Annotated in this window: 10 protein-coding genes; 3 read left to right on the top strand and 7 right to left on the bottom strand. The window is 66.3% G+C overall.

Annotated features, from left to right (window positions below; genetic code table 11):
* Nucleotides 1–4: 4 nt before the first annotated feature.
* Nucleotides 5–1,609 (bottom strand): carboxyl transferase domain-containing protein, encoded by a 1,605-nt coding sequence (locus tag MUK71_RS05820; protein WP_227928982.1) that lies wholly within the window; start codon nt 1,607–1,609, stop codon nt 5–7.
* 142 nt (nt 1,610–1,751) lie between these two features.
* Here MUK71_RS05820 and MUK71_RS05815 point away from each other — a divergent pair, with 142 nt between their 5' ends.
* Nucleotides 1,752–2,381: a TetR/AcrR family transcriptional regulator gene (locus tag MUK71_RS05815; RefSeq protein ID WP_231709982.1), complete on the top strand. Its 630-nt coding sequence runs from the start codon at nt 1,752–1,754 to the stop codon at nt 2,379–2,381.
* 72 nt (nt 2,382–2,453) lie between these two features.
* A complete protein-coding gene (locus MUK71_RS05810; RefSeq protein ID WP_227904385.1) occupies nt 2,454–2,921 on the top strand; it encodes a GNAT family N-acetyltransferase in 468 nt (155 codons plus the stop codon).
* Between the two features lie 86 nt (nt 2,922–3,007).
* Here MUK71_RS05810 and MUK71_RS05805 read toward each other — a convergent pair whose 3' ends face one another.
* The 3 genes from MUK71_RS05805 to pdhA are packed head-to-tail and all read right to left on the bottom strand — an operon-like array spanning nt 3,008 to nt 6,563.
* Nucleotides 3,008–4,414 (bottom strand): dihydrolipoamide acetyltransferase family protein, encoded by a 1,407-nt coding sequence (locus MUK71_RS05805; RefSeq protein ID WP_227928981.1) that lies wholly within the window; start codon nt 4,412–4,414, stop codon nt 3,008–3,010.
* Nucleotides 4,414–5,439: an alpha-ketoacid dehydrogenase subunit beta gene (locus tag MUK71_RS05800; protein ID WP_227928980.1), complete on the bottom strand. Its 1,026-nt coding sequence runs from the start codon at nt 5,437–5,439 to the stop codon at nt 4,414–4,416. The genes MUK71_RS05805 and MUK71_RS05800 overlap by 1 nt, the downstream gene beginning before the upstream one ends.
* On the bottom strand, nt 5,436–6,563 hold the full coding sequence (pdhA, locus tag MUK71_RS05795) for a pyruvate dehydrogenase (acetyl-transferring) E1 component subunit alpha (RefSeq protein ID WP_227929051.1): 1,128 nt from the start codon (nt 6,561–6,563) through the stop codon (nt 5,436–5,438). The genes MUK71_RS05800 and pdhA overlap by 4 nt, the downstream gene beginning before the upstream one ends.
* A 182-nt stretch (nt 6,564–6,745) precedes the next feature.
* Here pdhA and MUK71_RS05790 point away from each other — a divergent pair, with 182 nt between their 5' ends.
* Complete coding sequence (locus MUK71_RS05790) at nt 6,746–7,213, top strand: Lrp/AsnC family transcriptional regulator (RefSeq protein WP_227904382.1); 468 nt, start codon at nt 6,746–6,748, stop codon at nt 7,211–7,213.
* A gap of 51 nt (nt 7,214–7,264) precedes the next feature.
* On the opposite strand, the gene MUK71_RS05785 is transcribed toward MUK71_RS05790, so the two are convergent.
* From MUK71_RS05785 to MUK71_RS05775, 3 genes are all read right to left on the bottom strand, one after another.
* Complete coding sequence (locus tag MUK71_RS05785; RefSeq protein WP_227904381.1) at nt 7,265–7,666, bottom strand: hypothetical protein; 402 nt, start codon at nt 7,664–7,666, stop codon at nt 7,265–7,267.
* Between the two features lie 21 nt (nt 7,667–7,687).
* Nucleotides 7,688–8,107 carry a hypothetical protein gene (locus MUK71_RS05780; protein WP_227904380.1) on the bottom strand — a complete coding sequence of 140 codons (420 nt, stop codon included), beginning with the start codon at nt 8,105–8,107 and terminating at the stop codon, nt 7,688–7,690.
* 110 nt (nt 8,108–8,217) lie between these two features.
* On the bottom strand, nt 8,218–13,737 hold the full coding sequence (locus MUK71_RS05775; protein ID WP_227928979.1) for a DUF6531 domain-containing protein: 5,520 nt from the start codon (nt 13,735–13,737) through the stop codon (nt 8,218–8,220).
* Between the last annotated feature and the right edge of the window lie 112 nt (nt 13,738–13,849).

Genomic DNA, 13,849 nt, shown 5'->3' with positions numbered 1-13,849 from the left:
GGACTCACATCCGGAACAGGCCGAAGGAGGTCTCCGGCAGCGGGGCGTTGGCACAGACATCAAGTGCCAGGCCTAGGACGGTGCGGGTGTCGAGCGGATCGATAATGCCGTCGTCCCAAAGACGCGCAGTGGAGTAATACGGGCTCCCCTGTGTTTCGTAAGTGTCCCGGATGGGGGCCTTGAAGGCTTCCTCTTCCTCCACGGGCCAGTCCTCACCCCGGGCCTCGAGCTGGTCGCGTTTGACCGTGGCGAGGACCGAGGAAGCCTGTGCCCCGCCCATTACGGATATGCGGGCAGCGGGCCACATCCACATAAAGCGCGGCGAGTAGGCCCGCCCGCACATGGAATAGTTGCCGGCCCCGAAGGAGCCCCCCACCACCACTGTCAGCTTCGGCACCCGGGCCGTGGCCACGGCGGTGACCATTTTGGCGCCGTTTTTTGCGATGCCGCCTGCCTCGTAATCCCGCCCGACCATAAAGCCGGAAATATTCTGCAGGAACACCAGGGGAATGCCGCGCTGGTCGCAGAGCTCGATGAAATGGGCACCTTTGAGCGCTGATTCACTGAACAGCACGCCGTTGTTAGCCACAATGCCGATCCGGTGGCCGTGCAGCCGGGCGAATCCGGTGACCAGTGTGGTGCCGTATTCCTTTTTGAATTCGTGGAACTCGCTGGCATCCACCAGGCGGGCAATCAGCTCACGGACGTCGTAGGGGGTCTGCAGGTCGGTGGGGACCGCCCCGTAGATCCCGGCCGGATCTTCGGCCGGCGGCCGCGTCTCAATAAGATCCTCCGCGGGCCGCTGCTGCGGGAAGGTTTCCACAATGCTGCGGACGATCTCCAGGGCATGGGCATCGTTTTCGGCCAGGTGGTCGGTGACGCCGCTGGTGCGCGAATGCACCTCGCCGCCGCCCAGCTCCTCTGCCGTCACAATCTCACCGATGGCTGCCTTGACCAGCGGAGGCCCGCCCAGGAAGATCGTGCCCTGGTTGCGCACAATAACGGTTTCGTCGCTCATGGCCGGAACGTAGGCGCCGCCTGCCGTGCAGGACCCCAGCACAGCCGCAATCTGCGGAATTTTCCGCGCGGACATCTGTGCCTGATTGAAGAAAATCCTGCCGAAATGTTCCCGGTCCGGGAAAACCTCGTCCTGCCGGGGCAGGAATGCCCCGCCGGAGTCCACCAGATAGATGCAGGGAAGCCGGTTCTCCAGCGCAATTTCCTGTGCGCGGAGGTGTTTTTTGACGGTCATCGGGTAATAGGTGCCGCCCTTGACCGTGGCGTCATTGGAGAGCACCATCACCTGCTGGCCGGAGACCCGGCCGATACCGGCGATCAGCCCGGCACCGGGGCACTCGCCGTCGTACATGTCTTCGGCGGCCAGCGGAGCGATTTCCAGGAAGGGGCTGCCGGGGTCCAGCAGCCGGGTCACGCGGTCCCGGGGCAGCAGCTTGCCGCGGCCGGTATGCCGTTCCCTGGAACGCTCGGGTCCGCCCAGCGCTGCCGCTGCCAGCCGCGAGCGCAGTTCCGCCGCCAGTTCCTGCTGTGCAGCGGCGTTTTTGGCGAACCCGCTGCCTGCCGTGTCGAGCCCGGATTTCAGTGTCTCCATTGACGTCTTTCTGCCGAGTTGCGAGGGTCAACCGGACCTCAAGCCTAAGTTAATAACCCCTAACCCAAGTTAGGTTATTGGTTATTAACTGGTCTGTCCACCAGAATGGAAAGAAATGTGCGCTCCAATCGGAAGGGTGGGAATGGACGCAGCGAAGAATGACGCAGAAAAGGAGGTGCCCCGCGTGACGGGGCGCAGCCTGGCCAAGGCCTCACGACGGGCCGCCATGCTTGATGCGGCTGCTTCCCTCTTTGCGGAGCGCGGCTACAACGGCGTATCCATTGAGGAGCTGGGCGCCGCAGCCGGTGTCAGCGGCCCCGCGGTGTACCGGCACTTCAGCGGCAAACCCGCCGTGCTGTCCGCCCTGCTGGTGGGGGTCAGCCGGGACCTGCTCGAAGGCGGCAAGGCGGTGGTCGCCGAATCAGCGACGCCGGAGATCGCCCTCCGCGGGCTGGTGGAGTTCCAGGTGGACTTTGCACTCCGCCAGGCGGATGTCATCCGGGTCCAGGACCGGGATCTTGGCAGCCTGCCTGAAGATGATGAACGGACGGTGCGTTCCCTGCAGCGCCAGTACGTGGAAGTGTGGGTGGACGCACTCTCAGCCCTGCACCCCGGTTCGGACCTGCCGTTGCTGCGCCACCGTGCGCAGGGCGTGTTCGGACTGATCAATTCCACCTCCCACACCGTCCACGGGCGCACCGGTGCCCGCGAGACGGCGAAGCTGCGCTCGCTCCTCGATAAGATGGCGTGGGCGGCCCTGAACGCCAAGTAGTTTTCCTTGCGCCCTCCCCGGGCACATCTCCTTGTAGGCTGACAACAAATCCCCCGAGCAGAAAGACCTGCTGTGATCGAGCTTCGTGCCGTAGTTCCCGCCGACCTGGAGGAGTTTTTCTCCCACCAGCTGGACCCCAGCGCCAACCATATGGCGGCTTTCACCGCCAAGAACCCGGCGGACCGCGGGGTCTTTGACCACCACTGGCAGAGCATCCTCAATGACGAGAGCATCACTGTACGGACCATCGTGTCCGACGGCGAGGTAGTGGGCAGCATCCTGGCCTACCGGGACGGTGACGTTCCCGAGATCAGCTATTGGATCGACAAGGCGCGGTGGGGCCAGGGCATCACCACGGCCGCCGTCGGCCTGTTCCTTGAGGAGTTCACCGAGCGCCCGGTCCGTGCCCGCGCCGTGGCGGACAATGTCAGCTCCATCCGCATTCTGGAAAAGTACGGCTTCACGGTTATCGGTGAGACCCGCGGTTTCGCGAATGCCCGCGGCACCGTGGTCCGCGAACTCGAGCTCGAACTGAGCTAGTTCCGAAGTTCCCGGGCAGGCGCCCGCAAAACGAAAGGGCCCGTTCCGCACAGGAACGGACCCTTCGTCTTTGCCGTGCCGGCGGGTTACATCATGGCCAGTGCCAGCGCCGGTTCGGCCAGCACCGCGCCCACTTCACTGAGGAACCCTGCTCCCTGTTCCCCGTCCACCAGCCGGTGGTCGAAGGAGAGGCTCAGCGTCATGACCTGCCGCAGCGCGATGTCTCCGTTGTACTCCCACGGCTGCCGCCGGACAGCCCCGAGTGCCAAAATCGCGGCTTCGCCTGGATTCAGGATCGGGGTTCCGGCATCCACTCCGAACACCCCCACGTTGGAGATCGAGATGGTTCCGCCGCTCAGCGCGGCAGGCGTTGTTCTCCCCTCCCGTGCCGTTTGCGCCAGTTCCGTCACCGCTGAGGCGAGCCCGTGCAGGCTAAGCGCGTGCGCGTCCTTGATGTTGGGAACCATCAGCCCCCGCGGTGTGGCAGCAGCAATACCCAGGTTGACGTAGTTGTAGCGGATGATCTCCCGGGCCGGCTCATCCCACCGCGAGTTCAGCGCCGGGAAACGCTTCAATCCCAGGCAGACAGCCTTGGCTGCAAGGGTCAGCGGGGACAGCTTGACCCCGTCGAAGGCAGGTTGCTTACGGAGCCGGGCCAGCAGTTCCATGCTGGGAGTGACATCCACGGTCAGGAAAACCGTTGCGTGCGGGGCCGTGAAGGCACTGGCCACCATGGCCGCGGCGGTGTGCTTGCGGATACCTGAGACCGGTACTCTTTCCTCCCGGCCCGGCTCCACGGCCTGCACGGGCGCCGGTACCGTCTCCACTCCGGCGGCGGGAGCGGCGTCGGGTGTGGCTGCCGGTGAGGCGGCGCGCACGACGTCGGCCCGCACCACCAGCCCGCCTGGCCCCGTTCCGCGCACCAAGGTGAGGTCCACGGAGAGATCCCGGGCCAGCTTGCGGACCGGCGGGGTGGAGCGGGGACGTTCCTGCACGGGGTTCTCCGGCCCGGCGGGTGCCGCGGCCGGGAAGGACACCGGCGCGGGAGCCGGTTCGTCCTTCGGCGTATCAACTGCCGCCGGCGCCACGGGTTCAGCCGGCGCCATGGATGCCGCCGCTACCGGAACCGACCGCCGGCGCCGGGCCGGGCGTCCGGCCGCGTCGGGCAGGGCGCCATAGCCCACCAGGTTCGGCTCCCGCTTGGCGGGGGCTCCACCTGCCGGCGCAGGGTCCGTATCCCCGGGAGTGTCTCCGGCGGGCACTTCGAAGGAGACTATCGGTGACCCCACCTCCACTACGGTCCCGGGCTGCTCGTGCAGCCGTGCCACCACACCCGCGTACGGCGAGGGCAGTTCGACCACTGCCTTGGCTGTCTCCACATCGGCGATCACCTGGTTCAGCTGCACGCTGTCCCCCACGGCGACATACCAGTTCACGATTTCGGACTCGGTGAGCCCCTCCCCCAGATCCGGGAGGCGGAATTCGCGCAGCATCAGCCCACCGCCGGCACAGCGCTGAGGATGGGGGCGGAGAGGGAGCTGGGCCGGTCCAGCACACAGTCCACACCATCCAGGATCCGGTCCAGATCCGGCAGATGGTGAGATTCGAGCCGTGCCGGCGGATACGGGATGTCGAAGCCGGTGACCCGCACGGGCGCATGCTCGAGGTAGTTGAAGCAGCGCTCGGTGATGCTGGCGGCAATCTCTGCACCCAGGCCGCCGGACTGCGCGGCTTCATGGGTGATCACCAGGCGGCCGGTCTTCCGTACGGAGGCCTCCACTGTGTCGAAGTCGATGGGCGCCAGCGAGCGCAGGTCGATGACCTCCACTGACACACCCTCGTCGGAGGCAGCCACGGCCGCATCGCGCGCGGTGGGTACCAGCGGTCCGTAGGTCACCAGGGTGACGTCGGTACCGGCGGTCAGTACCCGGGCCGAGCCCATGGGCAGCTCCGGTTCCGCTTCCAGGTCCACTTCTCCCTTAACGTGGTAGCGGCGCTTCGGCTCGAAATAGAGCACCGGGTCATTGGAGGCGATGGCCTGCTGGATCATCGTGTAGGCATCCTGCGGGTTGGACACACTGATCACACGCAGCCCGGAAGTGTGGGTGAAGTACGCCTCCGGGGATTCCGAGTGGTGCTCCGGGGAACCGATGCCGCCGCCGAAGGGCACCCGGATGGTCAGCGGCAGTGAGACGGCGCCCCTGGTGCGGTAGTGCATTTTTGCTACCTGGGACACAATCTGGTCAAAGGCCGGATAGATGAACCCGTCGAACTGAATCTCCACCACGGGACGGTAGCCGCGGAAGGCAAGTCCGACGGCGGTACCCATGATGCCGGATTCGGCCAGCGGGGTGTCCACTACGCGCTGGGGCCCGAAATCCTGCTGCAATCCGTCGGTAATCCGGAAAACGCCGCCGAGCTTGCCGACGTCTTCGCCCATCACCAGGACCTTGGGGTCCTTCTCCATCGCGCGCCGGAGACCCGCTGTGATGGCTTTGCCGAAAGTCATGGTGGTCATGCGCGGTTCTCCTCTGGCGCGAAACCGTTGAGGTAGCGCGAGTATTGCTCCTGCTGGCGGTCCAGCCAGGAGTTGGGCTCGGAATAGACGTGGGCGAAGACATCGGCAGGCGCCGGGTCAGGCATGCCCAGGCAGGCCGCCCGAAGCTCGGCCGCTGCGGCATCCGTTTTTGCGGCGACGTCGGCGGTGAAGTCAGCGCCGAACAGTCCCATCTGCGTCAGCAGCGCCTCGATCCGGGTCAGCGGGTCCTTGGCCTTCCAGTCGTCCAGCTCGGCTGCGTCCCGGTACCGGGTGGGGTCATCGGCCGTGGTGTGCGGGCCCATCCGGTAGGTGACGGCCTCGATGAAGGTCGGGCCGTGTCCGGAGCGCGCACGTTCCAGCGCCTCCCGGGTGGCGGCCATGACGGCCAGGACGTCATTGCCGTCTACCCGGGTGGAGGGAATCCCAAATCCGGGGGCACGGTTGGCAATAGGCACCTGTGCCTGCAGGGTCACCGGTTCGGAGATGGCCCACTGGTTGTTCGTGCAGAAGAAAATGACCGGCGAGCTGTAGCTCGCGGCGAAGACCATGGCTTCGTTGACATCGCCCTGGCTGGTGGCACCGTCACCGAAGTAGCTGATGGCGGCGTCGTCGGTGCCGTCACGGGTGATGCCCATGGCAAACCCCGCGGCGTGCAGGGCCTGGGCCCCGATGATCACCTGGGTGGGGGCCATGTTCACGGCATACGGGTCCCAGCCGGCGGCGGCGTTGCCGCGCCAGACGCGCATGAGATCCTCCATGCCCACGCCGCGGCAGTACGCCACTCCGTTTTCGCGGTAGCTGGAGAACACAAAGTCCGAGGGGCGCAGGGCCCGGGCCGAGCCGATCTGCGACGCTTCCTGCCCGAGCAGCGGCGGCCACAGGCCCAGCTCACCCTGGCGCTGCAGGGCGGTGGCTTCGGTATCGATGCGCCGGATGACCGCCATGTCGAGGTAGAGCTCGCGGAGGCGGGCGCCGTCAATATCGTCGACCCAGCGGTCGTAGATCGGATCGGGGACGCGGATGCCGTCCGGTGTAACAAGCTGGACATAGGGGTCGGTGGGGGAACTGCCGGAGTTTTCCGGGTGCCGCACCGGGGTATGCAGGGACACTGGGATTCGTATCCTTCCGGGTTGGGCCCCAGGGTTGGCGGGGCCGAACTGATCCCGCGCTCCATTGCCCGGGTAATGTGACCCTACTCACACCCGGCAGGTGGCACAACCATTTCCCGAAAGACCGAGCATCCTGCCCTATAAAGCGGTCAAGGGGCGTGCTAGCGTTGCGCACTATGCTCCTTGACGCCACCGACCGCCGCCTGCTTCTGGCGCTGGCAGAAGATCCCCAACGCACAGCGGTGGCGTTGGCTGCTGTGCTTGGCCTCTCCCGCAACACTGTGCAGGCCCGGTTGGCAGGCTTGGAGCGCAAGGGGGCGTTCCTGCCGTTCGAACGCCGGATCAACCCGGCGGCGTTGGGATATCCGCTGATGGCGTTTGTCCACGTGCATGTCCATCAGCCGGCGCTGGCCCGGATTACCGCGGATCTGGCGGAAGTTCCTGAAGTGACCGAGGCGCACGGGCTTACCGGGGACGCGGACATCCTGCTGCGGGTGGTCGCTGCCGATGCGGAGGACCTGTTCCGGATCAACAAGCAGATACTGGCGGTGGACGGCGTGCAGCGCTGCGACACCAATCTGGCCATGGGTGAGCTGATCCCGCTGCGGGCCACTCCCCTGCTGCAGCCCGGATCCCGGCGCTAATCGGGCGGAAGCCCCTGGCCCGGCTCTCATCCGGGGCCATTGCCTGCGTTTTTACCAGGCGCCGCCTTGAATGAGTATCGACCGGGCCATCATCCACTGGCCGATAACGCAGGCGACCACCATTGCGCTTCCGAGGGTGTACACGCCGAAACGCGCCTTCTTTCCCATATGGTGCGCGTCCGGTTTCTTACCTGACCGCCAGAGCCCAAAGAGGACAAGCAGCGTCACACCCAAAGCGACGGGCCAGGGAAGACCGCTCCGGCTGAACTGCCCGCTGTAAGGCATGCGTGTCCCGAGCGGAACGCTGAATGCCACGAAGACAGCTATGCCCGCGCAGACCGCTATGGCGGCCAGACACAGCAGGTCAAGATATCGGCTGGCCTTCGCGCCCAGCACAAGGTCCTGAGGGGTCAGATGGCCCGGCGGTTCATCATTCTTTTGGTTCAGTGCCATTCCTTAGCCTCCGGACGGCGGCTATGCCGGAAGGGCGCCGCCTTCAACGAGGATTGCATGCGCCATGGCCCACTGCGCCCCGACGAAAGCGAGGATGAGCACAGCTCCGAGGATCGGTACCCTCACACGGGCGCCCTTGCTCAGGTGGTGTGCATCCGGCTTCTTCGTTGCCCTCCACAGGCCCGTGAGGACCAGGAAGACGGCAAGCATCGCGATGGGCATGGGAATTCCGTTCCTGCCGAACTGCCCGTTGTACGGCAATTTGGTATCCAACGGGACGCTCGCAAAAACAAAAACCGCAATACCTGCGCAGACCGCAATGGCAGCCAGGCACATGATTTCGATGACCCTGACCGTTTTCTTCCCCAGCAGCAGATCCACTTCGCTCAGCTCTCTGGCAGGGCGTTCAGGCCCGGGCGCCGGTTGCTTCTCAGTTTCCACGGCGACTTCCTGACTTTGCCCATGACGATTTCATGCCTTCAAGAATAGCGGAAACGGTGTGTGGTCCCGGGAACATCAGACCGGGCCCACACTGCGGCTATGCGGGTTTATTAAGGGACAATCTCACGGGCCACAAATTCGAGCCCGCTGGAAATTATCGATGCGTGGCCTCCCGCATAGGCGGCCAGGGAATGATCCACCCACCCGGGAACGCCCGGATTCAGCTGTGATGCCCCTGGGAAGTGGCTGAGGACGCTTCCTCCAATAACGTCGAAGCCGATATCCGCAAGCGTGTAATCATCGCCGGTGATGTACTTCTCCAGGCCACCGCCCAGCACGGCGCCGCCGCTGGCCACCGCGTACTGGACAAGCTTGGCTTCAATGCCCGCCAGCGGAGCGGAGAGGTATCCCGCCTGCGGGCTTATCATGCCTGTCACCACACCACCGGCAAGAGCACCTCCGGCACCCTCCCACGACCAGTCTTCCTTGGGATTCGTTACAAGGTACATTCCCGTGTTGACGACTCCGCCAATCGCTCCGTTGGTGATGGCAGCCTTGCCCGCCTGGGTTGCCGCTGCGCGGCTCAGACCCGCGACGACGGCGTGGCCGGCCTTGCCGGCGATGGGACCGGCTATCCAGCCGACGGCCCCGGACACTGCCACCTGGCCCCAGTTCACTGAACCCGTAGTTGCCTTTTGGATGATGGTGTCGGCACCGGCAGCTACGAGGGCGAGGCCCGCCGGGCCGCCGACCCCGCTGAGCATCAGGGCGCCGCCGACAACCACCATGGCACCGCCGATCAGATAGTCCTTGTTCTCCTTCACGAAGTCCCAGGCCGCTGCCAGCGCACCGCCGTTCGCGGCGTCGTAGGCCTTCAGATCCTCATCGGTGAGCGGACGCAGACCCGTCGGGTCAGTGGTGTTAAGCGGATTGTTGCCCGCATAGGAATACGGGTTGCCGTCCCAGCCCGCACCCAGGACCGGGGCGAGCGGGTCCGTGGACAGGAAACCGCGTGTAGCCGGGTCGTAGGCGCGGGCACCTAGCCACTCCAGGCCCGCTATGTCCAGGCCGCCGTTGCCGGTCAGCCGGATCCCTGCGGAGAGTACCCCTGCCAGTCCGGGAGCAACACCGGCTGCACCGGCTGCACCAGCGGGTTCGGGCAGTACCGGACTTCCGAGCACCGCCCACGGATCGGCGTGGTCCGTCGGACGTGCCGTCCGCCAGCCCGCCGCGGTCCACGCCTCTCCAATACCCGTGATTCCGCCGGGCAGGTTCAGCACCTGCTCGCCGTCAATTCCAGCCAAGGTGGGGACCGGGTTCGCGGTGTCCCACCACGCCTGGCACCCGTCCACGGAAGCCAGCTCACCCAGAGCATCCACCCATACCTCATGCCGGGAGGTTTCGTTCCCGTCGCGATCCCGTTCCACTGCCGCTTGGAGGAAACCGGTGGGACTCCAGGAATATTCGGTCCAGGACCCGTCCGGACCAATCAGCCGCGACCGGCGGCCGAGACCGTCATAGACATATTCAGTCCTTGCCCCGTCCGGCTCCGTGACGGAGGTCAGTTCCCCGGCAACGTCATAGGCATACGTCCGCGGCCCGGCCGGAGTCATCTCCCGCACCAGGCGGCCGCCGGCGTCGTACTGCCATTCCGAGACCAGCGCACGGACGGAGGCCCCCGCTCCCTCACCGCGGGTGGTGGCGGCAGCTGCCAGCTGGCCGGCGTTGTCATAGGCGTAGCGGGTCACTGCTCCGGCACGGGTCAGGCCGGTGATCCTCCCGTCCCCGTCCCGGCCGATCAGCGTGGTGTCGGGCGCGCCGTCATCCGTCCGATCGGTGCGGCTGTGTTCGGCAGAGTACCCGTTGCGGTATTGCCATTCCTGCACCAGGGCACCAGCTGTGGCGGCAACCAGCCGGCCTGCCGGATCATAGGTGAACGCCGCCTCCCCCAGACGGGGGTTGTGCACGGTCTTCACGCGGCCGACGGCGTCCCGAACGTAAGTGGTGGTGGTACCGGAGGTGTCGGTGAAGGACATTCGGTGCCCGTCGGCGTCGTAGTTCCAGGAGAGCCCCTGGGCGCCGCGGGTGCGGGAGGTCAGCTGGCCGCGGCGGTTGAACCCGAGTTCGTGCTCCACGGTGAGCCCGTTCCCGGCCGTTGAGTCCGCGATGACCACCCGACGGGACAACCGGTCACGTTCGATGCGGGCGAGCTGCTTCCCGTTGTAGGAGGTAGTGACCTGCTGTCCGGAACGGTCATAGGACCAGCTGGTGGTGTTCCCGTCCGGGTCGGTGTGGGAAAGCTGCCGGCCAGCCGGATCATAGGTTGACGTTGTGACCCGGCCGAGCGGGTCGCGGACCGAGGCGATGCTGTCGGTCTCCGTGTACGTACGTTCGGTGACGCCGCCCAGCGGGTCGGTGATCCGCACCAGGCGTCCCCGGAGGTCGTACTCGAACCGGGTCCGTCCGCCCAGGCCGTTGACCGACTCGATGAGCTCTCCGGCGGTGTTGTACTTGAACCGGCGTGTGCCGTACCAGGAGTCCTGGGAGAAATTCAGCCGGCCGGCCTTGTCGTAGCCGTAGCGGGCTGCACCGTTTCCGGGCGTGACGCGTAATGCCAGGCGGCCGGCGGCGTCGTACTCGAACATTTCGGCTTCACCGGTGGGCAGAATCCGGGCTGCCACCCGCTGGTCGGCGTCGTAGACCAGTTCGGTGACCGCGCCCAGCGGATCGACGGTCTTCCAGGGCCGTCCGCAAATGTCGTACTCGTACCGGGTCACGGCCCCGGACGGCGAGGTGATGGAGGTGATTTTTCCGGAGACGTCCCGTCCCAGCAGGGTCAGCCCGCCTTCCCCGTCCACGAGCTCCACCGGGTTCCCGGCCGCGTCATAGGTGATCAGCTCAGCGGAGCCGTCGGGAGCTTCGGCCCGGACGGGTCGCCCGTACTCATCGAAGCTGTAAGTGGAGGTGGAGAACGCGTTGGCGAGGGTGGCCGTGCCCGTTTTCCGGTCCGTACTCGCCTCTGAGCGGACGCCGGTGGGGTCGACGACGGCGGTGAGGTTGCCGATCCTGTCGTACTCCCGGATCCAGTCGTGCCCGGCCGGATCGGTGATCCCGGTGAGCCGGGAGAGGGTGTCATGGGTGAAACCCCAGCGGGCACCGTCGGGCAGAATGGCTGCGGTGACGTTGCCCAGTTCGTCAAACTCCCGCTCAATGGCCCGGCCCAGGGGGTCGATGGTGCGGACCAGTTCCCCATTGGCCGCGTATTCCAGTTCCGTCCGGCCCCCGTCGGGGGCGATGGACGCCGTGATCCGTCCGGCGGCATCATGCTCAAAGGACCAGACTGCACCGTCGGCTTCCTCGCGCCGGATGAGCAGCCCGGCAGCGTTGTACGTGAAGCGGGTGGCAGCACCCGAGGGGGTAATGGCTGCCACCGGGCGGCCGGCTGCGTCGCGGAGGACCCTTGCCGTGTCCCCGACTGCGTTGCGGGTGGCAATCAGGTCGCCGTAGTTGTCGTAGTCGAACTCGACGGTTACCCCGGCCGGGTCGGTCACCCGGGTCAGCAGCCCCCGGTCCCAGGTCAGCTCCGTCCGACCGCCCAGCGGATCGAGGATCACCGACGGATCCCGGGAAAGGTCATCGGCATATTCATAGGTAACGACGGACCCTGATTCGGTGACCAGGGTGGTGATCCGGTCCTGCTCGTCCCACCCGTAGGTCAGGTCCGCACCCTCGGGCGTCACGGTACGGATGCGGCGGCCGCGCAGGTCATAGGCGTGGACGGTGACGGATCCGTCGCGTTCGGTCAGGGAGACCAGATTGCCGTGCCGGTCATAGGCCATGGACTGGCGCTGATCGTGGGAGTCCAGCACCCCGACCAGCCGGCCCTTGCTATCGGCGATCCAGGAGTTGGAGCGTGTGCCGTCCTCATCCGAGACAACCGTGACCCGTCCGGGCAGGTACGCGAAGCGGGTGCGGCGGCCATGCTGGGTCAGCTGCAGGATCACCCGGCCCTGCTCGTCGTAGGTGTTCTCCGCTTCGAGCACGCCGGCAGCGGAGTACACCGCGTCAATCAGGCCGGCCTCGTTCCACCGGTACGTCCGGGTGCCGGTTTCCGTAGTGACGGTGACGAGACGGCCGGCGTCGTCGTAGCCGTACTCCACCCGCCGGCCGTCTGAGGTCCGTACGACGGCGGCGCGGCCGTCGCTGTAGTCCACGTCGAGGAAACGGCCGCAGGCGTGGGCAAGCCTGGACACCCGGGCGGAGGCACCGGCGTCGTTGGCGCCGTCGGCTGCAGATTCGTGGTGGACGGAGATGGTGCGGCCCGGACCGGCGCCGGCGCCAAGCCACACGCCGGTAACGCTGTAGGCCCACCAGGCGCCCTGGTTGTCGCGCACCACCAGCAGTTCGGTACTGCCCTCGGGCAGGGCCAGGTCCGTCAGGGGCGTAGTGGTTGCCGGTTCGCGGGCAACCCAGAAGTTCTCTCCCACGGCGCGGCCCCAGCCCTCGCCTTCGCGGGGAAAGTCCACGGCACGGCCGTCAGCCAGGACCCAGCGGCAGCCCTCATCCGACAGCACCAGGTGCTGGTCCAGGACGGACGTCCACCCCGGGCCGAACACGCCGGGAGATTCCAGGCCCGAAGGCAGAGAGTTATACATCCGGGTCAGCGCCAGGCTGGAAGCCCTGCCGGCGAAGGCCAGGTCCGTTTCCGGCTCAATGAAGTTACCCGTGGCCGTGTTCACCGGGTCATTGGCGTAACCGGTGGTAGGGATGGCCCCGGCCGCGGTCGGCGGGTCGATGGCGAGGGCGCTCCGGCTGGTGTCCACACCGGCTGCGGCCAGGGCTGCGGCAAGAGCTGCATCCGAAAGGGTGGAAACGTTCCCGTCTCCCCCGGCTGCGGCAAAGGCATCCGCCACCGTGATGGCCCACCGGGCGTCGTTTTCGTTGGCGGTCAGGTACGCACGGTAGGCCCTCAGGACCCCCGAGGCCTCGATGGTGCCCCAGTTGCACTGGGCAGCAAACGTGGACAGGTGGCTTTCCAGGCTGCCGGGAGCACCGACCAGCTCAGCGTCCAGTCCCCGGGCTCCCACCGCGAAACTGCGCAGGTTCGACGGCCGCGCCGAGGACGTCCCGCCTCCGTTGCCTCCGGCGTTCCCGGACGGCGGGGTTCTGCGGCTGCCGGTGACCGCGGTGGCGGGTGCGAACGTCGGGGCCGGTCCCCGTTCCTGGTTGGGCCGCTCCCCCTCCCCCCAGATCCAGTCTCCGACTTCCTCCAGCCAGCTGCGGTTGTTGTGCCGCCACACCCATTCATTGTTTTCCCTGCGCCTGGCATCTTCTTCGCGTGCCAGCGGAATCATCTGCCCGGCATATTTGGCCACAGTGCGAAGGGCAGTTGCCAGGTTCGCCGCGTCAACGGCTGCAGTAGCGGCGTTCTCCTGGAAGATGTCCGCGAACGCGCCCTTGAAATCCTCGATACCGGTGGACACGAATGATGCCCGGGAGCCGGCCTGCCCTTCGAGGCGTGCCGCCGCGTTCTCAAACGCCTGCTTCATCTCTTCAGCTACGGAGTAGACAAACCGTCCCTGCGCATCCTCGGGCAACAACGGAACTTCGACAAACTTAGACTCAGACATAAATCAGGGTCCCCCACTGCAAGAACTGGAAAAGAAGAATCAAACAACCTTGGGCGTACCTGCGGGGACGAAACACCGGCGCCGGAACGTCAAGGGAAAACCGGTCAAAACC

Origin of the sequence: Arthrobacter zhangbolii (genome assembly GCF_022869865.1) — a bacterium.
GTDB lineage: Bacteria > Actinomycetota > Actinomycetes > Actinomycetales > Micrococcaceae > Arthrobacter_B > Arthrobacter_B zhangbolii.
This window is presented reverse-complemented; position numbering and strand designations above follow the sequence as displayed.